The organism is Pedobacter sp. GW456-11-11-14-TSB4 (assembly GCF_059424425.1).
The window spans coordinates 56,250-78,338 of the sequence record NZ_JBWKZK010000004.1; the positions used below are offsets into that span (position 1 = coordinate 56,250).

Genomic DNA, 22,089 nt, shown 5'->3' on the forward strand with positions numbered 1-22,089 from the left:
TTTATTACTTTTTCCATAATTAGAAAGAATTTTAATTTGGATATTTTATCTTAGCCTCCATGGAAAACGAATTGAAAATACCTGTACTTGGTGCTGAGCAAATTAGAGTTTTAGGCGCTTTAATGGAAAAAAGCAAAACTACGCCAGATTATTATCCAATGACTTTGAATGGTTTAGTTTCTGCTTGCAACCAAAAAACTTCTAGAAAGCCTGTGGTTAATTATGATGAAGAAATCATTGGCACAGCCTTAAATTCATTAAAAATTGCAGGTTTAATTTCCACTGCAAATGGCGGATCTATCCGCAATATAAAGTACAAACATAACTTCGCTATTCAATTTCCTGTTTTACCTTCTGAAGTAGCAGTAATGTGTTTGTTATTTCTTCGTGGACCACAAACACCTGGAGAAATCAATACAAATTCTGGAAGACTGCATGAATTTGAAACTTTAGAAGAAGTTAACCAAACGCTTGAAAAATTAGCCTCCGAAGGTTATATTAAACAATTGCCAAAGCGCCCTGGCCAAAAAGAGCAACGTTACATGCATTTATTTAGCGGCGATGTTGAGTTTATTGAAGATGATTTTGCAACTAACGAAACTCCAACCCAATCCAGCAGTCAATTAGAAGAAAGGGTTACAAATTTAGAAACCGAATTAGCAGAGCTGAAACAAAACTTAGCTAAGTTAATGAGCGAACTTGGTGTTGAGTAGTTGATTTAAAACCATATAAGACATATAGAGTCTTATATATCCTTATATACCTTATATGGTTCGAAGGACCTAAACAAACCGCTTAATTATCCTCAATTTATGCGTGTACCTTCCAAGTTCGGCATTATAAATCCCTTGATCGTCTATTGGATCAATCCGTACCATACCAGCCGAATGGATGATTTCTGAATTGCTTAACATCATTCCAACATGGGTGATTTTTCCATCCTCATTATCAAAAAAAGCTAAATCGCCCAATTGAGCTGAAGCTAAAAAATCAACGGTATTACCATCTTGGGCTTGTTGAGATGCATCTCTTTTAAGTTGTATTCCATTTAATTTATAAACTGCTTGTACAAATCCAGAGCAATCTATTCCAAAAAAAGTTCTTCCTCCCCATAAATAAGGAGTGTTTAAGAAAAATTTTGAAGTTTCTTCAATCTTTAAAGTAAAATCAACCTTGTTGGGTACAAACGGCTGTGAAGTTACCTTAAATTCATTATCACCAATAAAACAACTGCCATTATTATAATAGGGCAATGTACTTCCGGGGCTTAAATAATATTTTGTTCCGTTAGGTGCAATAATTGTATTATCAAGTTGTGTTGGTGTTAAATATTGATAACCCTGATCATCATTAAACTGCAGATCAGTTATTTTCTGAAGCTGTTTATAATCCATCCAACCCTCATAATTATCATGCCTAGTTACAATTAAACACCATTTTTCAGTTTTTTCTAAAACTGTAACTCGATCTCCAAATAAAATTTGAGATACAATCTCACTTCTGTCAGATGGTTCCTTTCTTATTGGTGCTACTGCAAGCCTGCAAACGTGGTAGTTATCCATATTTAAAATGTATCTTCAAAAATAATGATTAACATCACAACATAAACATTTGATTGGGTTATTTGTTAAATTTATACAACCTAAAAACTAATACCATGGACTTTAAAAAAATATTAATTGCAGTTGATAATAGTACATGCGCTGAAAAGGCAGCAAAAGTAGGTTATGAAACTGCGCAAAAATTTGAAGCCGAAGTTGCCTTGCTAAATATTATTGAACCTGCTCCTGCAACAGTAAATCCAGATTATACCTTGGCGCCTGTTTTTATGGAAATGTATGATAATAGCGAAGACCATAGCCAGAAATTATTGACTGAAATTTCTAATAAATACGGTAATGGAGTAGCAACCACATTTTTAACAAGCTTAGATACTGCAACACATGGCATTATACAACAAGCCGAAGAATGGGGAGCAGATTTAATTGTAATAGGTACGCATGGTAGAACTGGCCTTTATCACTTTTTAATGGGAAGTGTTGCCGAACATGTAGCTCGGAAATCTGCTTGTCCTGTTTTAATTGTACCTAATAAAGAGGATTCAATTGACAATTAGCGATTTTTAGTTTACAAATTTCAAATTCATTATATTTTGAATAAAAAAAGAGATTTCATTTTGAAATCTCTTTTTTTATATTGTACAACTGAAAATTGATATTATAAACTATCCTTCCTGGTGTAACCAAGCTTTTTTAGTTAATAATTCTTCTTCAGTTTCTCTAACATCTTCATCATCTACACAACAATCTACAGGGCATACCGCAGCACATTGAGGCTCATCATGAAAGCCCTTGCACTCTGTACATTTGTCAGAAACGATGTAATAAACTTCGTCTGAAACTGCATCTTGAGATGCCCCAGCATCAATTTGTTCTCCACCAAAATCAATAATACCATCTAAATTGGTACCATCAGAAAATCTCCAGGCTGTACCTGCATCATAAATTGCATTATTAGGGCATTCTGGCTCGCATGCTCCACAATTAATGCATTCGTCTGTTATTTTAATTGCCATGTCTTCGTGTATATCTTTTGCTAAGTTTAACTTTGCACTGCAAATATAACAATAATCGATTTAAAATAGTTCTAAATATGTCATCGTTGTCACTAACAAAAGATAAAATAATCACTTCATTAAATAAACTTAGCCAGTTTATGAGCAATCCAAGTGATGATTTTAAAGCAATTATGTATGCTGCTAAAAATAGCAATGGATGGTTTACGGTAAATGAGGTAGAAAAAGCAGTATCTTCTTTAGCAAAAATGTTAAATAAAGAAGATTTAGAAAAATGGTTGAAAGATATATTTATTACACAAACCCCTAAAAAGGTTGGTTTAATTTTAGCAGGAAATATTCCTTTGGTTGGTTTTCATGATGTTTTATGTGTTTTAGCAACTGGAAATATTGCAGTTATTAAAATGTCATCATCTGATGATAAATTGCTGCCTGCATTATTAAATGAGTTAATTGTTATTGAACCAACATTTTCTAATCATATTGAATATGCAGAGCGATTAAAAGATTTTGATGCAATTATTGCAACCGGCAGTAACAACACATCGCGTTATTTCGATTACTATTTTAGCAAAGTGCCTAATATCATTCGTAAAAATAGAAATAGTGTTGCTGTTTTAAAAGGCGATGAAACAGTTGAAGAGTTACAAAATTTAGGTCACGATATTTTCGATTATTTTGGTCTAGGATGCAGGAATGTATCTAAAATTTATATCCCGAAAGGTTATGATTTAAAGCATTTTTTTGAACCTATTGAGAAACATCAAGATATTATCAATCATTTCAAATACAACAATAATTACGATTATAACAAGTCGATTTATTTAGTAAACGGAGTAAAACACTTTGACAATGGTTTTTTATTGGTAAAGGAAGATGATAATTTTGTATCGCCATTGGCAGTTCTTTTTTATGAAGAGTATGAAAACATCAACATTGTTGAAGAAAAATTAAGAAGCCAGCAAGAACAAATCCAATGCGTTGTAACCAATTTAAATTTAGAAATTGGCAAAGATAAAATTGGTTTTGGAGACAGTCAAAATCCAAAGCTATGGGATTATGCAGATAACGTTGATACCATTGCGTTTTTAAATAAGCTTTAATTTTTACTATACAACATTACCACAACAGCATTTATTTTAACTAAATGAAACCTATAATTTTTATACATTGTAAGAAAATTAGTTTCCGTTGAATATATCATCCTTAAAATACCTTTTATTTCTACTTTTAATAACCTCAGCAACTTTAGTTAGTGCTCAAGTTTGCACTGGTACTTTAGGTGATCCCGTTATTAATATTGATTTTGGAAGAGGCAGTGCAACATTTGGTCCTCAAATTTCTGAAACTAATTACAGATATATTGCTGGCAATCCTGAAGATGGACAATATACAATTGTAAAAACAAGTGCTGGATTAAATTCTGGTTGGCACCAAAATGTGGTTAATAGAACTCCAAATGACCCAAGTGGTTATTTTATGCTTGTAAATGCCGATTTCAATAAAGGAGTTTTCTATCAAAATACGATAAATAACTTATGCCCAAATACTACATATGAATTTGCAGCATGGGTAATTAATATATTACGCAATAGCGGAATAAAACCAAACATCAGATTTACTATTGAAAACAATGGTATTTCTATAAAAGAATTTACCACTGGAGATATTGTAGAAGGAAATGCAACCAATTGGATTAAATATGGAACAATATTTACAACCCCAACTAACGTAGGTATTATCACTTTAAAAATGACAAATGAAAACCCTGGTGGTAATGGAAACGATTTAGCAATTGATGACATTACTTTTAGACCATGCGGCCCTACTATTATCTCTACAATTGATAATGCTGGCATTAATGCAAATCTTTGCGAGGGAGAAAGTGGTAGTTTTAGTCTTTCATCAACAGTTTCTTCTGGTTATAATGATCCAGTTTACCAATGGCAGGAGTTTATTAGTAACAATTGGGTTAATATTGCCGGAGAAACTTCCATTCAAACTACCAGAACATTCACCAATGCACAACCAGGATTATATCAATATCGATTAGCTGTTGCTGAAAGGGCAAATATCAATTCTGCAAATTGTAGAGTTTCATCAGCCACTTTAAGTATAACCGTAAATGCTAAACCCGCACCTACTGCCACAAATAGTGGCGCAGCATGTGAAGGTAGCACTGTTCAATTGAATGTTGATCAAGGTATTTCATTTGAATGGACAGGTCCGAATTTTTCATCAACTTTACAAAACCCTCAAATTCCGAATGTTACATTAGCAAGTGCAGGTAATTACCAAGTTAAGGTTACCAATGCAGCCGGCTGTGTTGCAACAACTTCTACACAAGTAAATGTTTTACCTGCAATAAATTCAAGCATTAATATTTCTAACACCACCATTTGCGAGAATCAATCTGTTAATTTAGTTGCAAGTAGCGGTATAACTTATTCTTGGCTACCTACAGCAGGTCTTTCTAACCCGGCAATTGCAAACCCAATAGCTTCGCCAACACAAACAACTACCTACACAGTTACCGTTTCTAATGGGGCTTGTTCTCAAACACAAGAAGTTACCATTACTGTGTTAAAAAATGCAAATGCTAATGCAGGTGATGATAAAAAATTGTTGGTTGGTCAATCGGTTGTGTTAAATGGGGCAGCCATAGGCGATAATATAACGTATTCTTGGTTGCCAACTGATTATTTAGATGATCCTACAAAACTAAATCCTGTCGCAACACCACCAATTGATATTACTTACACTCTCACTGTAAAATCTGACTGTAATACAAGTGCAGATGATGTTTTTGTAAAGGTTTATCCTAAAATAGAAATACCAAATACATTTACACCAAATGGCGATGGGATAAATGATACCTGGAATATTCCATCCATTTCTGCGTTTGAAAAACCGAAATTACAGATAATCAATAGAAACGGACAATTAGTTTATGAAACTAGAAATGCTGAGCCTTGGGATGGAAAATCAGATGGCAAAAATTTGCCTGTCGGCGTTTATTATTACAATCTATATCTTAACGAAGATTTCAAATTATACTCTGGCTGGGTAATGCTTACCAGATAAAATCTATTTTTCAGTTCAATTATCCGACAGAAATGCTATTTTTGAACAAATGTATATCATAAAAGTAAAAGGCATTGCCAAAATACCTGATTATGTGCAGCTTAGAGATGACAAGTTTACACTCTTGGCTTACTTTAGGGTAGATAGACCCGATAAATCTTTAGAGAAATTGGGATTAGGTGATAAGCAAGATAAAATTATGCATATTATTAAAGACTTACCTTTTGGGCAAGTAACGAAATTGGAGATTTAAAATGGCAGAGAATATAGTTATCAACCTACAAAAAGTAGATGTTTTTCAGCAAAAACACCTTGTATTATCAAACGTAAATTTAGATATTGCCAAAGGCGAATTTGTATTTTTAATTGGCCAAACTGGGTCTGGTAAAAGTAGTTTGCTAAAGATTATTTATGGAGATTTACATATTGGTAATGGCAATGGCGCTGTTGCTGGTTTCGATTTAAAAAATCTTGCAGATAAAGATGTGCCCTATCTACGCAGAAAATTAGGAATTGTTTTTCAGGATTTTCAGTTATTAAGCGATAGAACCATTGAGCAGAATTTAGAATTCGTATTAAAAGCTACCGGCTGGGATGATAAAAACTTGATCAACGAACGAATTAAAGACGTTTTGGAGAAAGTTGGTTTACGTTCTAAAATTAAAAAAATGCCTCATGAAATTTCTGGTGGTGAGCAGCAACGTGTAGTTATAGCAAGGGCTTTACTTAACAATCCAGAGATTATATTAGCCGATGAGCCAACTGGAAATTTAGATCCAGAAACCTCTGAAGAAATTGTATTACTACTTAAGCAAATTAGCCAAAGTGGTACTGCAGTTTTAATGGCCACACACGATTATCACATCATCCGTACCTTCCCATCTCGTATTATTAAATGCGAAGGTGGCGTTGTTCACGAGGATGCACAAATTATCTAATAAATTACAATTTTAGATTGACGATTTTAGATTGATTAGCAGGGCAATAGTTCGTACTTACAATTGTGCCTCTTAAACAAAAGTCTGCTAGCAGACATGACATCGTAATTCATAAATCTAAAATCATAAATCTCATTGTCAGTCAATCAGCCATTCTGTTCGGTTATTAATAAGTTAAACTGACAGCATGGCTGATTTTAGTTATTGGCAAAACTTTTGAGTTTGAACAGAAAAAACACGCACACAAAACATGTTTAATAAGAAGAAAAAGGAAGAAGAACCGATTGTAGACAACAATCAGACTGAGCAAGAAATAGCTGATGTACAGACCGATGCTATAGAAGAAAATACCGCAGAAACTGTTGTGGAACCTGTTATAGAACTTTCTGCTGAAGAAAAACTGAAACAAGAAAACAGCAATTTAAACGATAAATATCTTCGTTTGTTTGCAGAATTTGATAATTATAAACGCAGAACACAAAAAGAACGTGTTGAGCTTTTGCAAACAGCTGGTAAGGATGTGGTAGTTTCGTTATTACCTGTTCTTGATGATTTTGAGCGTGCCTTAAAAGCAACTGAAAATGCTACCGAAGTTAGTGCAATTCGTGAAGGTGTAATGTTGGTGCAAACTAAACTTAAAGGCATTTTGAGCCAAAAAGGTTTGAAAGAGGTAGAAAGTTTAAACACTCCTTTTGATACCGATATGCATGAAGCAATTACCAAAATACCTGCGCCAAGCGATGATTTAAAAGGTAAAGTGGTTGATGAACTTGAAAAAGGTTATACACTTAACGATAAAGTAATTCGCTTTGCGAAAGTGGTAGTTGGAGCATAAAAAAGTTGAAGGTTGGAATGTTGTAATGTTGAAAAGTTAAGAATTAACAACAATGGCCTTAAAAAAATAGACTTTAGAATGTTTGACATTGGAACTGAACATTAAAACATTCCAATTTTCAAACATTTCAACATTTAATAAAAAATGAGCAAGAGAGATTTTTACGATATACTTGGCGTGAGCAAAAGCGCATCTGCGGAAGAGATTAAAAAAGCTTACCGCAAGTTGGCTATTAAGTATCACCCAGATAAAAACCCAGATGACAAAGCTGCAGAAGATAAATTTAAAGAAGCGGCTGAAGCTTATGAAATTTTAAGCAGTCCTGAGAAAAAACAACGTTATGATCAATACGGTCACGCTGGCGTTGGTGGTGCAGGTGGCGGTGGCGGCTATGGTGGCGGCGGCATGAACATGGAAGATATCTTCAGTCAGTTTGGAGATATTTTTGGTGGCGGTGGCGGAAGCCCTTTTGATAGCTTTTTCGGGGGTGGCGGCCAATCTCGTGGCGGTGGCGGAAGAAGAGTTGCCAAAGGCAGCAACTTGCGCATAAAAGTAAAACTTACACTCGAAGAAATTGCTAACGGTGCCGAAAAGAAAATTAAAGTAAATAAGCAAATTGCTTGTAAAACTTGCGATGGCTCTGGCGCTAAAGACAAAGGCTCAGTAAGTACTTGTAAAACTTGTGGTGGTAGCGGTGCAGTACGCAGAGTTACCAATACTATTTTGGGGCAAATGCAAACTACAGCAACCTGCCCTACTTGCCAAGGTAGCGGACAACAAATTACAGCAAAATGCGGTGCATGTCATGGTGAAGGAACAGTACGTGGTGAAGAAACCATTACGATTAACATTCCAGCTGGTGTAAGTGAAGGTATGCAATTGAGCATGGCTGGTAAAGGTAATGCAGCTCCAAACGGTGGCGTACCGGGCGATTTAATTATTTTAATTGAAGAATTACCACACGATACTTTAAAACGTGAAGGAAACAACATTGTTTACGATTTACATGTAAGTATTGTTGATGCCGCCTTAGGTTATAGTGCCGAAGTACCAACCATTGATGGTAAAGCGAAAATTAAAATTGAAGCTGGTACACAAAGTGGAAAATTATTGAGACTAAAAGGAAAGGGTATTCCTGAAGTAAACTCATACCACAGAGGCGACCAGATAATACATGTAAACATTTGGACACCAAAAGTGCTTAATGCAGAAGAAAGAGCTATTTTAGAGAAACTAAGAGAATCTCCTAACTTTAAACCACAACCTGGTAAAAACGACAAAAGTTTCTTCGATAAAATGAAAGAATATTTTGAGTAAGAAACTCATCTAATAATTTAATAGCCTCAATATCTAATGTTGAGGCTATTTTTTTTTGCATTGCAACACCACCAAAGAACCACTTCCGTTAAAATCTAAACCCGGTTGCAGTGGAAATCATTTTGTGTCATCCTGAGCGTAGTCAAAGGATAACAAAATATTGCAACGAAAGACGGGACTGAAATAAGCGATGAAATTCTTACCTTGCTTTTCAAATATTTTTGGTAACAATCTATTCGTTATCACATCTAATCATCACTAAACTAAAACAAATTACATATGTTAAGCGTAAAAAATATTGTAAAGCAATATGCTACGCATCGAGCCTTAGATAATGTTAGCTTAGAGCTAGAAAGAGGCAAAATATTTGGGCTTTTAGGTCCAAATGGTGCAGGCAAAACATCGTTAATTAGAATTATAACCCAAATTACTGCCCCAGACAGTGGCGAAGTATCGTTTAATGGCGAAAGATTGAACAGCAACCACATTTCGCAAATTGGGTATTTGCCAGAAGAACGCGGTTTGTACAAAAAAATGGAGATTGGCGAGCAGGTTTTATACCTTTCTAAACTAAAAGGTTTAAGCACGGCCGAAGCTACCAAACGCATTAAATTTTGGTTCGAAAAATTGGGCATGCAAGATTGGTGGAGCAAAAAAGTGGAAGATTTAAGTAAAGGGATGCAGCAAAAAGTACAGTTTGTTGCCACTGTTTTACACCAACCAGAACTCATTATTTTAGATGAACCTTTTTCTGGTTTCGACCCGGTTAATGCCGATATTATTAAAAATGAAATTTTAGAGCTGAACAAACAAGGTGCAACTTTTATATTTTCTACCCACCGTATGGAGAGTGTAGAAGAACTGTGCGATCATATTGCTTTGATCCATCAATCGAAAAAGATTTTAGATGGTAGTGTTGATGAAATTAAAGCTACTTACCGCAACAATACTTATTGGATAGAATATGAAGGCGATTATAAAGTAGAAAGTACCCTAAACATTTTTGAGGTTTTACAGACTGAAAACGTAAAAGGAAAAACTTTAATTAAAATTAAACTGCACGAAAATAGAACTGCAAATGAGGTTTTAGCAATGTTATTGCCTAAAGTAACCATCCATCGCTTAGATGAAGTGATACCAACAATGAACGATATTTTTATTAAAACAGTGAAAGGAGAAGGTCATGAATAAAGTTTTACTCATTATAAGCCGAGAATATTTATCAAGAGTAAAAAAGAAATCATTTATAGTGATGACTTTTTTAACTCCGCTTTTAATTGCGGGTATTTATGGCTTAATTGGCTATTTTACTTACAAAGGAATTAAAGATACGCATGATAAAGTTGCCGTTGTTAGCACCAACACCACGCTAACTGAAAAATTAACAACCGACGAAAATATTGAATATGAGTATGTGAACAAGCCTTTAGACGTGATGAAAAAATCACTCTCTAAATCTGATTACGACTATATTTTATTTTTACCAGAGTTTACCTTGGCCGAGCCAAAAGGCGTGGAACTTTTTGGCGAAAAGCAAGCAGGTATGTCTCCAAACAACAGAATTTCTGGCGATTTAGAAGAACTCATTCGCAACCAAAAACTAAAACAATCAGGTATTTCGCAAACAGATTTAGACCAATTGAAAACATCGGTTGATATTGATACTAAAAAAATAGCTGTAGAAACTGGTAAAGAAGAAGCTAGTAGTGCTGGTGCGAGTACAATTATTGCGTTTATTGCTGGTATTTTAATGTTTATGTTCATTATGTTGTACGGCATACAAGTAATGCGTGGTGTTATTGAAGAAAAAACGAGCAGAATTATTGAAGTCATGATTTCTTCAGTTAAGCCATTTCAACTAATGATGGGTAAAATCATCGGGATTGCTTTGGTAGGCTTAACTCAATTTATTTTGTGGATTGTATTAACATTAACCATTAGTACAATTGCTGCTACCGTTTTAATTGATAAAGCTGATGTGAAAAAAATTACCGCATCTTCGCACAGCGGAAGCACAGTTGACGTAAACCAAGCGCAAGTACAAGCTGCACAAGGACCAACTGGAGATATCCAAAAAAGTTTAGCTGGCTTAGATTTTGGCAAAATAGTAACGGTATTCATCTTCTTTTTTATTGGCGGATATTTATTTTATAGTGCTTTATATGCCGCAATTGGTTCTGCGGTAGACAGCGAAACCGAAACCCAGCAGTTTATGATGCCGGTTATGATGCCGCTTCTTTTAGGCTATGCCTTATCTTTAAGCGTGGTAACAAATGATCCTTACGGTAATGTTGCGTTTTGGCTTTCGATGATCCCTTTTACCTCGCCTATTGCTATGGTTGTACGTTTACCATACGGTGTACCCGGCTGGGAATTGGCTTTATCGATGGCAATTCTAGTAATCGGCTTTATATTTACCGTTTGGGTAGCCAGCAGAATTTACCGTGTTGGTATTTTAATGTATGGCAAAAAAACCACCTTTAAAGAAATGTTTAAATGGTTTACTTATAAAAATTAGATTTTATAAATCTTTTGAACCACCTAAGTTACCTAAGAAAACCTAAGTGTATGCTTTGGTAAATTTTGGTTTCTTTGGTGGTTCATAATTGGAAAACGATTGCCAGCAGCTTTTGGCAAATGCAGCCCTGCTCTCGCTTCTGCCAATTAAGCCTGTTAATTATTAATGCTACAATAAAAAAAATAATCAACGATACTTGAATTGGCATCTCGCTAAATCAGGTTTATATTACAAAGCAAGTAGTTCCTGGGGTTGTTTTCCTTTCAAATCTTCAAGAAATCTAAAACGCGTGGCTTAGGTTCTATTTGGTGCCTAAGGTGCTTTCAAAAACCGTTAATTAACAATACCTTCTAAAATTATTCGTTTATAAATAATATGAAAATAGCTGCAATAGACCTCGGAACAAACACTTTTCACTTGATTATTGCCGAGCAAAACGGAACAGAATTAGAAATTATTTACAAAACTAATGTGCCAGTAAAACTTGGCGAGGATATAACTAAAAACAATACCATTATTCCAACTGCATTTGAAAGAGGAATAAATTGTTTGAAGCAGTTCAAGTTAGAATTAGATCAGCATCAGATTATAAATTTAAAAGCTACTGCAACTTCTGCAGTTCGCAGTGCAGTTAACGGACAAGAATTTGTAGCTGCTGCAAAAGCTGAAGCAGGAATTGATATAAATATTATTGATGGCGATGAAGAAGCCCAATTTATTTACGAAGGCGTAAAACTTAGTGGAGCCATAAACGGAAAATCATTAATCATGGATATTGGCGGTGGCAGCACTGAGTTTATTTTATGTGATGAAGAAAACTTAATTTGGAAAAAAAGCTACAATATTGGAGCCGCAAGGTTGATGCAAGTCTTTTTTAAATCAGATCCTATCAACGAGGTTGATCAACAAAAAATTCAGCAACATATTACAAATGAACTTAAAGCACTCAAAGTAATTTGCGAAGAATACAAACCAGCAACTTTAATTGGCTCTGCTGGTGCGTTCGAAACTTTTTCGCAAATGTTAATGCCAGAAATCGACATAAAAAAAACAAGTACAGCTGAAATTAATTTTGCAGCCTATCAAAACTTGGCATCAAAATTAATTAATTCTTCTCACGAAGAACGTTTAGGCATGGACAACTTAATTTCACTACGTGTAGATATGATTGTGATGGCCACTTTACTTACCAACTATGTGTTGCAAGAGTTCAACATCAACAACATTAAATTATCCACCTACGATTTGAAAATGGGTGTTTTGCAGAGTTTGAGGGATTAATTAGACGGCATAATAGCCGCTTAATCATTAGAACAGATGCCGAAGTAAAAACTATCCTAATTTCTGCAAAGCTTTATATAACTTCTCGGTTGGCAAACCCATTACATTGGTGTATGAACCTTTCATAGCAGTAACAACGGCCAAACCCCACCAATCTTGCACTCCATAACTTCCAGCCTTATCAAATGGCTTAAAATTATCAATATAGTAATCAATTTCTTCTGGCGTTACAGCTCTGCAATTCACTTCAGTTAAATCATAAAATGAGGTTAGTATATTATTTTTAACCAAAGTCACTCCAGTGTAAACCTCGTGTGTGCTACGAGAAAGTTTATTCAACATCTCTTGAGCATGTGCTTTATTATTAGGCTTACCCAAAATTTCTCCATTTAAAGCAACAATCGTATCAGCAGTTATCACAATGTGATTTTCTTTTGCTTCAAATGCGCTTGCCTTTTTTTCTGAAATGTAAACTGCAATTTCTGAAGGTGATAAATCAGCGGGAAAACTTTCGTCAACATCTTTTAGTTCGATAGTAAAATCTAAACCCATCAATTGCATTAATTCTTGTCGACGAGGTGATTTAGAAGCTAAAATAATTGGAGATTGCTGTTTATACATATAGGTGATTAATTTTTTGCTAAATTAACAATATCTTGATTTTAATGCTTCTCATTTTTTATTAAACGACAAAACAATTATTTATCAAACTTATAGATTTCTCTTCGGCTGAAAAACCTTATTCGAAATAACGCGGATGTACTAAAACAACAAAAGCGACTCGAAAGTCGCTTTTGTTAGTATCATTAATTTGATTATTGACCACCAGCTTGGCGTTCTTTCATCATTTTCTCTCTATCTGCTTTAACTTGATCTTGCCAAGTTTTGTAGGCAGTTTTTTGTTCTGCAGTAAATATTGCATTTAATTTTGTATCGGTATCTGCATTCATTTTCTGCATTTTTTCCATCATTGCTTGTCTATCTCCACCACCTTGCATTTCTTCACGCATCTTTTTCATGTCATCTGCGGCTGCTGTATAAACTGCAGTAGCTTTAGTTTTCTGTTCGTCGGTTAACTTAACCTTCTCATCTAATTGCTTTACTCTTTCCTCTGGAGTAGCCATCATTCTGCCACCACCTGGTCTGCCGCCACCTTGCTGTGCATTAGCAAAAGCTACTGTTGCGAATAATAATCCGCAGATCATCAATAATTTTTTCATGTTTTTTTGTTTTTGATTCTTGTTTTAAACCTCTAAAAAGAGATTTTGGGTTCTTTTTTTATACTTATTTGAGTATAAATTTAGCAGATGGTTTAATCTACAATTTAAATTAATTGTAACATTTTTAAACCTAATTTAACAAGAAAAATAAAGCTTATTTACTAGCTTCGGCTGCATCTGGATTTAGATCAAACCAGTTTTTTTGAACTTTCAGCACCTTCTCAATCACGTCTCTTACTGCACAATCGCCACCTTTTTTCGGAGAGATATAATGTGAAATTTCTTTTATCTCATCAATAGCATCACTCGGAGAAGTTGCAATGCCTACTAATTTCATTACAAAATAATCGGGCATGTCATCACCCATGTACAATACTTCATTAGGCGAAATTTTATTTTCATTTAAGTATTGTTCAAATACAGCAACTTTATCACTCACTCTCAAAAAAACATCAGGTAAACCTAAGTTTTCGAAACGTTTTGTTGTTGCTGCTCCGCCGCTACCAGATATGATACAAATTTTATATCCTTTTTTTAAAGCTAACTGTAAAGCATAGCCATCCTTAATGTTAAAAGTACGAAGCAAATCTCCAGACTCTGAAGCAATAACAGTTCCATCTGTTAATACGCCATCAACATCAAAAATGAAAGTGGTTATCTCTTTAAGTTTTTCTAAAAACATGTTTAGGGATATTGTTTAGAAGTTAGCTCTTCGACTATACTCAGGGTGACAACTGTAAACTGCAAACTGTTAACTAGTCTTGATTATCTCTCCACTCGTAAACCCAAGCAGATTGAATTTGCTCCAAATGACCTTCGTTACTTTCTTCACGAGTACCTTTAAAATTAGGCAATTCTAGTACCCATTCCAATAACTCTGTAAAGCGAATGCGGTATATTTTAGGCTCACCAAATTCATCACCAAACTTTTCATAAAGTTCTTGAGCTATATCTTCGTAATCGTTCCAGTAAATTGGTAGTGCAAATTTATCGTTGTTCATAATAATTGTTAAATGTTTGAAGGCTTTAAAGTTTAAATGTTAATGGCAAACTGCTAACTGATAACTGTTAACTAACTAGTGTCCTAAAAATTCAGACTGATCTGGAATAGTTACTTCAATATCGCCATCTAAAACCACACATTGGCAAGCCAAACGAGAGGTAATTTTTGGCCTAACAGCTCTATCAATAAAATCTTCTTCTTTATCAGAAATTTCTTGAAGATTATCCATGCCTTTTGTCACATAAATATGGCAGGTACTACAACCGCAAACACCGCCGCAATTATGCTGCAATTCAATACCATTGTCTAAGCATACATCCAAAACATCTTCTCCGGCAGCTATAGGTAATTCTATGGCTGCTTTATCCGCTTCTTCGAAATTTATCTTTAATTTAAAAATACTCATAATTATTTGCAAAGGTATTAGCTAAAACGGCAATTTTATAATTATATCGTTTTTTTAATGCTATTACTTAATATTTTATAGATCTCAAGCATAGCTTGATGATCATTTAACAACTCTTCATGTTTTTTAAGCGTTTGTTCATCGTTTCTAATCGCTGGTCCGGTTTGTACCGATGAAGGAAATGCATCTTGAACTTTGTTGGCAGTTTCGGTAATTAATGGCCTAATGATGTTAAAATCTAAATCATTTGCCTTTAATAAATCATCCGCCAATGCGTATAAATGGTTAGTAAAATTACAAGCGAAAACCGCAGCCAAATGCAAAATTTTACGTTTATCGCTATTTACCTCTACAACATTTGTACTCAGTTTATTTGCTAGCTTTTTTAAAGCCAATAAGCTTTGTTCATTATTTGCTTCTACACAAAGTGGAATATTTGAAAATTCCACTTCCTTAACCTTCGAAAAAGTTTGCAATGGATAAAATACGCCGTAATTATCAAAATCAGAAAAAACAGTTAAGCCCACAGAACCAGAGGTATGGGCAATTATCCCTCTAAAAGATTTTAATTGATGTGCAACATTAGCAATTTCGTCGTCTTTAACCGAGATTAAACAAAGATCTACATCTAAATCAATTTCTGATAAATCTCTAATTGGAGTTGCATGAACATCACTTGCTAAAGAAATTGCATTTTGATAATGATAAGACCAAATCTGCGCTATACTTATATCAACCGCAACTAAAGCTTTGGCAATATGCGTAGCAACATTTCCTGATCCTATAATTACAACCTTCATTTTAGGTAGTTAATTCTTTCTTTCTTCGAAAAATCGAGATTACAAAACCTACAACCATCACAATTGTACCTACCCAATACAAATTAATATAAGGGAACTCTATCGATTTAAAAACCAACCAATCTTTAGCCTGTTGTGGCTTTTCATAAACCTGTATTTCAAACTTACCCTCTTCAGGTATAATTTTCGTAAACCTTAACCTTAAACCCAATTCTTCAATTTTTCTGGCAAAATCAAATGTATTGTTACCTTTTACCATAAATAAAGGTTCAGCTTTGTATAATTTACCGCTCACATTTACTTCTAAAGGCAAAGCAACTGCTAAATCTCCTTCACCAACCTTTAAATCTTTAACCACTGGTTTAGCGTTTAGTTGACCAACAGTTAAAATTCCACTACTTGTATGAATGGTATCTCCAGCTTTTACACTTAAAATTCTTGGCGCTTTGTAATTTTCCTCTTCTGTATGTCCTTCATGATCACCGTGTTCTTCTTGCTTTTGGGCAGCACTAGTGATGTGCGTATAAATGTCAGAAGTTAAATAGTGTTTAGTATCAGGTGAGGCAATTAAACCCATTTGTCCGTTTTCTTGAATGCTTGGATTTAAATCAAAATCTTCTTTTACCTTACCTGTGGCATCAAAAACTTTAAAATTAAGTTTGTAGTAAGTATTCGGAGCCACTGTTGTATCGCTTAAATAAGTGATGGTGTACTTGCCCATTTTTTTAGGCTCGTTTTTATACAACATTATGTTTTCTCCAGGTTTTGCAGCCTTTTCGAAATCTTTAACGGGGATAAAATTGGTTTCGTTAATAGAAATTGTATTGCTTGTTGCGGCAGCAACTAAAGCGCCTAATAACAATATGGCAAAGCCGATGTGAGCTATTGCAGAACCCAACATTTTATTTGCTTTACCAAATGCACCACTCAATAAGCGGGCGTTAGATAAAACAGCAAACAAACAACTGAATGTTAAAATTATGTACAACAAATTAGTGTATACTCCTGTTAACCAAACAAAACCACCTGTTAATACAAATGCAAACACTACAGAAGAAACTAAGCTGCTATAAAATTTGCGAGGTTCTGTTCTTTTGTACTTTAAAAATTGTGAAAACCCAGAAATCAAAGTGATAAATACTGCAAAAACCGCTTGCCATTTGTTGTAATATTGGATTGGATCTTGTAGAACTTTTGAAGTACCAAATACTTTGTTAAACACTGGATAAGATGTAGTTACAATTACTTGAATACAAGCAACAGTTAGAACTAAGGCACCAATAAACATCCAAAATTCACGAGAGTAAGTTTCTTCATCTTTTGTTGTAATTGGCAAACTTTTCCACCTTGTGGCCACAAAATATACAGAGATTATTAAAAATGCTAAGATGTAGCCAATTAAGTGACCAAACATTCCTAAATCTGTAAATGAGTGTACAGATGTTTCTCCTAAAATACCACTCCGAGTTAAAAAAGAAGCATAAAGAACCAAAAGGAAACTAATTAAGATTAATGCAATTGCAGTAAAGTAAGCGTGACCAGTATTTTTGAAAACAATTAATACGTGTACACCAGCTATTAAAGTCAACCATGGAATGATAGAGGCATTTTCTACTGGATCCCAAGCCCAAAAGCCACCAAAATTTAAGGCTTCATAAGCCCAAAAAGAACCCATAATAATTCCTGTACCCAGAATCATTACAGCAAATAAAGCCCAAGGTAAAACTGGTTTAACCCAATCTTTAAAACGTCTTTCCCACAAGGCAGCAATTCCATATGCGAAAGGCACAACCATACTTGCAAAACCTAAAAATAACGTTGGTGGGTGTATGACCATCCAATAATTTTGCAATAATGGATTTAATCCTTTACCATCGGTTATAAAATTTAAATAGTTTTTATAGTTCTCAATATCTGCAAAAACCACTGGAGCCATGGCTTTTAAATCTCTAGCATCTCTTAGCAGGATAAAAGGTGAACTTCCTATTCGCTGCCCGAAAATTTCAACCCCTAAAAGCATTGAAGTTAAAAATGCCTGTGAGAAGGCAATTACCGTCATTACTCCATTTTCCCAAGTTTTAGCTTTCCAAATTAAAATAGCACCAAGTACAGATTGCCAAAATGCCCATAACCAAAAACTTCCTTCTTGTCCTTCCCAAAAAGCTGAGATAATGTAGTAAACAGGTAGCGACTTTGATGAATGTTGATAAACGTAATTATACTCGTAGTAATGGTTTAAAATTAAATAGAAAAGTGTAGTACCTATACCAATTATACTTACAATATTTATATAAAAGCCTATTCTGCCTAACCTTGTCCAAGATTTATCTGCTAAATCTTTGTTCTTTGTAGCAAAAAAATAAGCTATTGTAGAAAATAATGATGCTGCAAAAGCTAAAACAATAAAAAACTGCCCTACTTTACCAGGAAGGAGTGTTTCTCCGTAAAATTGAATATCCATTAAGATTTTTTGACTTGAGTTACTGTTCCGTCTTGATTAACTTCAACCATGTTGTCGTTATATTTAGATGGGCATTTCATTAATATTTTAGAAGCATAAAAGGTGTCATTTTTCATTTCGCCAATGATAACCAGTTTTTCAGAACGCTCAAAATCTTGAGGTTTAGTGCCGTTTAAAACCACTTTATTTACTTTGCCTTTTTCATCTTTCATGTAAAAAGCGAAGTGATTTGGATCTCTTACAGCATCATAATGCATTCCTTTTGTTTTTTCCCAATGCCCAATTACATGCTCTTCTTTGTTAGAACCTGCTGCTTGAGTAAAATTAGAATATGAATCAGTTTCTGCATTTAAGCTTACCAACAGCCCAATACAAATTGCAATGGTAATTAAACCGATAATAGCACTTTTTCTCATTTTGGTTTGAATTGAAAAATCCCTGACCACAAAGATAAAAAAACAATGCTAGCCAAAGTAATTTGGCAGGTTTCTATTGCGTAACGTGACAATTAATTGATAGTTCATCCTTAAATGTTCACTAGTTCACTGGTTCATTTCTATAACCAGCAATGAACTGGTATTTAAGTGATAAGAAAAGTTATAGGTAACCAACTATTTTAAATTAAGCCGGCTGATTATTAATACTAACCAAATTGCTTAAAATACATCAATAAAGTAAATGGATAACCTGATGAACAAATGAACTATTTATACTCTTTTTTCAATAAGTCTGGAAAAGCTTTTCTTAACTTTTGTACTTTAGGGCCACACACATTTTGGATGTACGAGCTATTTGGATTTAGCTTGTAGTAATTTTGATGATAAGCTTCAGCAGGATAAAAAACTTCGAACTTTTTTATTTGTGTTACTACAGGTGCAGAAGCAAAACCAGCATTTTTATATTTTTTGATTGCTTGTTCTATTTTCATTTTCTCATCATCATTGCGATAAAAAGCGATTGAACGATAGCTTTCTCCAAAATCTGGACCTTGACGATTAAGTTGTGTTGGATCATGCATTGTAAAAAACACTTCTAACAATTTTTCGAAACTAATTACCGCCGGATCATATATTACTTGCACCGCTTCTGCATGACCAGTTTTCTCTGCACTAACCTCTTCGTAAGTTGGATTTTTTTTGAAACCGCCGGAATAGCCACTTGTTGACTTTTTAACACCCTTTAATTGAATAAACCCTTCTTGCAAGCCCCAAAAACAACCACCAGCAAATGTTGCTGTTTGTTCACCTTTTGCAGCCTTAGGCAAATCTGCAACCTTTTCTCCTTTGCTTCCTTCAGCATTGTTGCAAGAAGATAGCACCACCAGCGTTAATAAAAATCCAAATAATGTTTTCATATTACAATATACGTAGTTAGGTTTGTTTTGTTTTTATTGGTTTGTCATAAAATGATAATTATTTTAAGCTCAGTTGAAATAATACAATTAAGGTTAGTGAAACTTTACGCTACCTTGCTTGCCCGCAGGCAGAAATCTTCTTTGTGCTTCGACAAGCTCAGCTTGACAAAAAAGTATACCGCTTCAATTCTTGTCTGCCGAGGCTGATTGGAATTTTACGTTGGCAGTTGCACGTAAATCCCTCATAGAAGCAAAAACCTAAGTGAAATAAACCTGATTGAAGTGAATGCCGATTTTTCATCGGCAGAAACGAAAAGCAGGGCTAACTTTAGGATGAAAAACTGAACTTGCTTTTCAAAAAAAATCCCTACAACTATAAATTGCAGGGACTTTAGTATGATTCATCCTTCGACAAGCTTAGGATGGTAATGTTAAATTATGGCCAAATACCTAAATTCATGTAAGAAATGGCAATTTTATCAATTGAATTTACAAAAGCTGCAGTTCTTAATGTTTTAACTTCTGGTTTAGCTAACCACGTAGCTCTAATTTCTCTGTAAGAGTGGATCATGGTATCTTCTAAACCTGAGTTTACCAATTCCATTTCAGATGCACCTTTAACAATCATTAAACGGTTTTCTGCAGGAATTTGTTTACCTGTTAAACTCTCTAATGTGTTAATTAAGTTGGCATTTGAATTTTCGGCATAACGACTTTCCATACGGCCGAAAGCTACGTGAGAAAGATTTTTTAGCCACTCGAAATAAGAAACCGTAACACCACCAGCATTACAATACATATCTGGAATGATCATACCACCCATTGCTGTGAAAATTTCTTCAGCTTCGGGTGTACATGGTCCGTTTGCACCTTCGGCAATAATTTTTGCTTTAATGTTGCGAATATTTGCCTCTGTAATTACGTTTTCTAATGCTGCAGGCACCAAAATATCGCAATCTTGCTCTAAACCTTCCATAGAATTTTTAAAGTCCGTTGCACCTGGGAAACCTAAAATAGAGCCCGAGTTTTTACGGTGAGCAAAAACCTCATCTATATTTAAGCCGTTGGCGTTGTAAATTGCACCTTCAAATTCGCAAATACCCACAATGGTAGCTCCAAATTCTGCTAAAAATTTAGCAGAGTGGTAACCTACATTACCCAAACCTTGCACAATTACTCTTTTGCCATCTAAGCCAGCCGTTAAACCAACTTTAGCCATATCTTCTGCAAAAGAAACACACTCACGTACTGCATAAGCAACACCACGGCCAGTAGCTTCTTTACGACCGCGAATGCCATGTAAAGCAATTGGTTTACCTGTTACGCAACCTAAAGCATCTAATGAACCTGGGTTCATAGTCATGTAAGTATCTGCAATCCAACTCATTTCACGTTCACCCGAACCATAATCTGGAGCCGGCACATCAATACCAGGACCAATGAAATTCTTTTTAATTAACTCTGTAGTATAACGACGAGTAATGGTTTCTAACTCGGCTACAGTATAATTTTTAGGATTGATGCAAATACCACCTTTAGCACCGCCGAAAGGAACATTTACAATAGCACATTTGTAGGTCATTAATGCTGCAAGTGCCATTACTTCATCTTCATTTACCATTTCGCTATAGCGAATACCACCTTTAGTTGGGCTCATGTGGTGAGAGTGTTCTACACGCCAAGCATCAATTACTTCGAAACCATTACCCCTACGTATAGGGAATTGAAAACGGTATACACTGTTACATGCTTTTATCTGAGCCAATAAACCTTCTGGATGGTTGGTAAATTGTGCGGCACTATCAAAGTTCTTACAAACATCTTGAAAGAAACTTGTAGGGTTTGCTGTATTAGCCATTATTTATTGTTTTATAAATTGTAGTTGTTATTTGACGGGTGCAAAATTGCATTAAAAAACACCACTATTGCAAGTAAAATTTTGCTTAGTGTAACATAAACACTTTAGCAAAATGGGTAAAAGATTAGGCTTATGAGGTTTAAAATTAGTTTTTACCTGTAGATTTTTTTTCTAACATTTTTAAACGTCTATCTAAAGCAAATAGATAAACTAGCAAACCAAGTAAGATAATTAGAATTACAGCTACTACAACATAAATTTTTCCATCGCTACGCATAGCATCTGCCATTTCTACATTATTGTCTTGTGCAAACATATTAAGTGTAAATAGCAACATAAATAAAGTTAATGCAATTTTTTTCATTGTTATATTTTTTATTGATAACGAATATTAAATACTGATATATTGAAAAGATTTGAATTAGGATAAGTTTAAAAT

At 34.5% G+C, this 22,089-nt stretch carries 24 protein-coding genes; 11 read left to right on the forward strand and 13 right to left on the reverse strand.

From position 1 onward, the window contains the following. Positions 1-59: 59 nt before the first annotated feature. A complete protein-coding gene (locus AC07XU_RS14075; protein ID WP_494944270.1) occupies positions 60-713 on the forward strand; it encodes a YceH family protein in 654 nt (217 codons plus the stop codon). Between the two features lie 69 nt (positions 714-782). On the opposite strand, the gene AC07XU_RS14080 is transcribed toward AC07XU_RS14075, so the two are convergent. Then, complete coding sequence (locus tag AC07XU_RS14080; RefSeq protein WP_494944271.1) at positions 783-1,562, reverse strand: C40 family peptidase; 780 nt, start codon at positions 1,560-1,562, stop codon at positions 783-785. 95 nt (positions 1,563-1,657) lie between these two features. Here AC07XU_RS14080 and AC07XU_RS14085 point away from each other — a divergent pair, with 95 nt between their 5' ends. Then, on the forward strand, positions 1,658-2,116 hold the full coding sequence (locus AC07XU_RS14085; RefSeq protein ID WP_494944272.1) for a universal stress protein: 459 nt from the start codon (positions 1,658-1,660) through the stop codon (positions 2,114-2,116). A gap of 108 nt (positions 2,117-2,224) precedes the next feature. Here AC07XU_RS14085 and AC07XU_RS14090 read toward each other — a convergent pair whose 3' ends face one another. Further along, entirely contained in the window at positions 2,225-2,575 is a 351-nt protein-coding gene (locus tag AC07XU_RS14090; RefSeq protein WP_494944273.1) for a 4Fe-4S dicluster domain-containing protein, read from the reverse strand. A 140-nt stretch (positions 2,576-2,715) separates the two neighbouring features. Here AC07XU_RS14090 and AC07XU_RS14095 point away from each other — a divergent pair, with 140 nt between their 5' ends. From AC07XU_RS14095 to AC07XU_RS14135, 9 genes are all read left to right on the forward strand, one after another. Then, positions 2,716-3,678, forward strand: a complete 963-nt coding sequence (locus AC07XU_RS14095) for an acyl-CoA reductase (protein WP_494944274.1) — start codon at positions 2,716-2,718, stop codon at positions 3,676-3,678. Between the two features lie 88 nt (positions 3,679-3,766). Next, entirely contained in the window at positions 3,767-5,659 is a 1,893-nt protein-coding gene (locus tag AC07XU_RS14100) for a T9SS type B sorting domain-containing protein (RefSeq protein WP_494944275.1), read from the forward strand. A gap of 49 nt (positions 5,660-5,708) precedes the next feature. Then, complete coding sequence (locus tag AC07XU_RS14105) at positions 5,709-5,912, forward strand: fructose-6-phosphate aldolase (RefSeq protein WP_494944276.1); 204 nt, start codon at positions 5,709-5,711, stop codon at positions 5,910-5,912. Between the two features lies 1 nt (position 5,913). Next, positions 5,914-6,597 carry a cell division ATP-binding protein FtsE gene (locus tag AC07XU_RS14110; RefSeq protein WP_494944277.1) on the forward strand — a complete coding sequence of 228 codons (684 nt, stop codon included), beginning with the start codon at positions 5,914-5,916 and terminating at the stop codon, positions 6,595-6,597. A 250-nt stretch (positions 6,598-6,847) separates the two neighbouring features. Next, positions 6,848-7,432, forward strand: a complete 585-nt coding sequence (locus AC07XU_RS14115; protein WP_494944278.1) for a nucleotide exchange factor GrpE — start codon at positions 6,848-6,850, stop codon at positions 7,430-7,432. A gap of 144 nt (positions 7,433-7,576) precedes the next feature. Continuing rightward, positions 7,577-8,749 (forward strand): molecular chaperone DnaJ, encoded by a 1,173-nt coding sequence (gene dnaJ / locus AC07XU_RS14120; RefSeq protein ID WP_494944279.1) that lies wholly within the window; start codon positions 7,577-7,579, stop codon positions 8,747-8,749. Between the two features lie 279 nt (positions 8,750-9,028). Continuing rightward, complete coding sequence (locus AC07XU_RS14125; protein WP_494944280.1) at positions 9,029-9,940, forward strand: ABC transporter ATP-binding protein; 912 nt, start codon at positions 9,029-9,031, stop codon at positions 9,938-9,940. Beyond that, entirely contained in the window at positions 9,933-11,267 is a 1,335-nt protein-coding gene (locus AC07XU_RS14130) for an ABC transporter permease (protein WP_494944281.1), read from the forward strand. The genes AC07XU_RS14125 and AC07XU_RS14130 overlap by 8 nt, the downstream gene beginning before the upstream one ends. Before the next feature lie 375 nt (positions 11,268-11,642). After that, positions 11,643-12,548 carry a Ppx/GppA phosphatase family protein gene (locus tag AC07XU_RS14135; RefSeq protein WP_494944282.1) on the forward strand — a complete coding sequence of 302 codons (906 nt, stop codon included), beginning with the start codon at positions 11,643-11,645 and terminating at the stop codon, positions 12,546-12,548. Positions 12,549-12,599: 51 nt separating this feature from the next. Here AC07XU_RS14135 and AC07XU_RS14140 read toward each other — a convergent pair whose 3' ends face one another. From AC07XU_RS14140 to AC07XU_RS14190, 11 genes are all read right to left on the reverse strand, one after another. Next, positions 12,600-13,169, reverse strand: a complete 570-nt coding sequence (locus tag AC07XU_RS14140; RefSeq protein WP_494944283.1) for a Maf family protein — start codon at positions 13,167-13,169, stop codon at positions 12,600-12,602. A 194-nt stretch (positions 13,170-13,363) separates the two neighbouring features. Beyond that, on the reverse strand, positions 13,364-13,768 hold the full coding sequence (locus AC07XU_RS14145; RefSeq protein ID WP_494944284.1) for a hypothetical protein: 405 nt from the start codon (positions 13,766-13,768) through the stop codon (positions 13,364-13,366). A gap of 154 nt (positions 13,769-13,922) precedes the next feature. After that, entirely contained in the window at positions 13,923-14,450 is a 528-nt protein-coding gene (locus AC07XU_RS14150) for a KdsC family phosphatase (protein WP_494944285.1), read from the reverse strand. Positions 14,451-14,523: 73 nt separating this feature from the next. Beyond that, positions 14,524-14,769: a Fe-S cluster assembly protein IscX gene (gene iscX / locus AC07XU_RS14155; protein ID WP_494944286.1), complete on the reverse strand. Its 246-nt coding sequence runs from the start codon at positions 14,767-14,769 to the stop codon at positions 14,524-14,526. 75 nt (positions 14,770-14,844) lie between these two features. Then, on the reverse strand, positions 14,845-15,177 hold the full coding sequence (locus AC07XU_RS14160) for a 2Fe-2S iron-sulfur cluster-binding protein (RefSeq protein ID WP_494944287.1): 333 nt from the start codon (positions 15,175-15,177) through the stop codon (positions 14,845-14,847). 41 nt (positions 15,178-15,218) lie between these two features. Further along, complete coding sequence (locus tag AC07XU_RS14165; protein ID WP_494944288.1) at positions 15,219-15,977, reverse strand: Rossmann-like and DUF2520 domain-containing protein; 759 nt, start codon at positions 15,975-15,977, stop codon at positions 15,219-15,221. 1 nt (position 15,978) lies between these two features. Then, positions 15,979-18,438 (reverse strand): heme lyase CcmF/NrfE family subunit, encoded by a 2,460-nt coding sequence (locus tag AC07XU_RS14170; RefSeq protein WP_494944289.1) that lies wholly within the window; start codon positions 18,436-18,438, stop codon positions 15,979-15,981. Then, positions 18,438-18,854: a cytochrome c maturation protein CcmE domain-containing protein gene (locus tag AC07XU_RS14175; RefSeq protein ID WP_494944290.1), complete on the reverse strand. Its 417-nt coding sequence runs from the start codon at positions 18,852-18,854 to the stop codon at positions 18,438-18,440. Before AC07XU_RS14175 ends, AC07XU_RS14170 begins: the two co-directional genes overlap by 1 nt. 287 nt (positions 18,855-19,141) lie before the next feature. Beyond that, on the reverse strand, positions 19,142-19,792 hold the full coding sequence (gene msrA, locus AC07XU_RS14180; protein WP_494944291.1) for a peptide-methionine (S)-S-oxide reductase MsrA: 651 nt from the start codon (positions 19,790-19,792) through the stop codon (positions 19,142-19,144). 436 nt (positions 19,793-20,228) lie between these two features. Next, positions 20,229-21,650 (reverse strand): Glu/Leu/Phe/Val family dehydrogenase, encoded by a 1,422-nt coding sequence (locus AC07XU_RS14185; RefSeq protein ID WP_494944292.1) that lies wholly within the window; start codon positions 21,648-21,650, stop codon positions 20,229-20,231. Between the two features lie 145 nt (positions 21,651-21,795). After that, positions 21,796-22,014: a CcmD family protein gene (locus AC07XU_RS14190; RefSeq protein ID WP_494944293.1), complete on the reverse strand. Its 219-nt coding sequence runs from the start codon at positions 22,012-22,014 to the stop codon at positions 21,796-21,798. Positions 22,015-22,089: the final 75 nt, after the last annotated feature.

Coding starts and splice junctions, on each gene's coding strand:
- AC07XU_RS14075 (WP_494944270.1), top strand. CDS start 60: ATGGAAAACGAATTGAAAATACCTGTACTTGGTGCTGAGCAAATTAGA.
- AC07XU_RS14080 (WP_494944271.1), bottom strand. CDS start 1,562: ATGGATAACTACCACGTTTGCAGGCTTGCAGTAGCACCAATAAGAAAG.
- AC07XU_RS14085 (WP_494944272.1), top strand. CDS start 1,658: ATGGACTTTAAAAAAATATTAATTGCAGTTGATAATAGTACATGCGCT.
- AC07XU_RS14090 (WP_494944273.1), bottom strand. CDS start 2,575: ATGGCAATTAAAATAACAGACGAATGCATTAATTGTGGAGCATGCGAG.
- AC07XU_RS14095 (WP_494944274.1), top strand. CDS start 2,716: ATGAGCAATCCAAGTGATGATTTTAAAGCAATTATGTATGCTGCTAAA.
- AC07XU_RS14105 (WP_494944276.1), top strand. CDS start 5,709: ATGTATATCATAAAAGTAAAAGGCATTGCCAAAATACCTGATTATGTG.
- AC07XU_RS14110 (WP_494944277.1), top strand. CDS start 5,914: ATGGCAGAGAATATAGTTATCAACCTACAAAAAGTAGATGTTTTTCAG.
- AC07XU_RS14115 (WP_494944278.1), top strand. CDS start 6,848: ATGTTTAATAAGAAGAAAAAGGAAGAAGAACCGATTGTAGACAACAAT.
- dnaJ (WP_494944279.1), top strand. CDS start 7,577: ATGAGCAAGAGAGATTTTTACGATATACTTGGCGTGAGCAAAAGCGCA.
- AC07XU_RS14125 (WP_494944280.1), top strand. CDS start 9,029: ATGTTAAGCGTAAAAAATATTGTAAAGCAATATGCTACGCATCGAGCC.
- AC07XU_RS14130 (WP_494944281.1), top strand. CDS start 9,933: ATGAATAAAGTTTTACTCATTATAAGCCGAGAATATTTATCAAGAGTA.
- AC07XU_RS14135 (WP_494944282.1), top strand. CDS start 11,643: ATGAAAATAGCTGCAATAGACCTCGGAACAAACACTTTTCACTTGATT.
- AC07XU_RS14140 (WP_494944283.1), bottom strand. CDS start 13,169: ATGTATAAACAGCAATCTCCAATTATTTTAGCTTCTAAATCACCTCGT.
- AC07XU_RS14145 (WP_494944284.1), bottom strand. CDS start 13,768: ATGAAAAAATTATTGATGATCTGCGGATTATTATTCGCAACAGTAGCT.
- AC07XU_RS14150 (WP_494944285.1), bottom strand. CDS start 14,450: ATGTTTTTAGAAAAACTTAAAGAGATAACCACTTTCATTTTTGATGTT.
- iscX (WP_494944286.1), bottom strand. CDS start 14,769: ATGAACAACGATAAATTTGCACTACCAATTTACTGGAACGATTACGAA.
- AC07XU_RS14160 (WP_494944287.1), bottom strand. CDS start 15,177: ATGAGTATTTTTAAATTAAAGATAAATTTCGAAGAAGCGGATAAAGCA.
- AC07XU_RS14165 (WP_494944288.1), bottom strand. CDS start 15,977: ATGAAGGTTGTAATTATAGGATCAGGAAATGTTGCTACGCATATTGCC.
- AC07XU_RS14170 (WP_494944289.1), bottom strand. CDS start 18,438: ATGGATATTCAATTTTACGGAGAAACACTCCTTCCTGGTAAAGTAGGG.
- AC07XU_RS14175 (WP_494944290.1), bottom strand. CDS start 18,854: ATGAGAAAAAGTGCTATTATCGGTTTAATTACCATTGCAATTTGTATT.
- msrA (WP_494944291.1), bottom strand. CDS start 19,792: ATGAAAACATTATTTGGATTTTTATTAACGCTGGTGGTGCTATCTTCT.
- AC07XU_RS14185 (WP_494944292.1), bottom strand. CDS start 21,650: ATGGCTAATACAGCAAACCCTACAAGTTTCTTTCAAGATGTTTGTAAG.
- AC07XU_RS14190 (WP_494944293.1), bottom strand. CDS start 22,014: ATGAAAAAAATTGCATTAACTTTATTTATGTTGCTATTTACACTTAAT.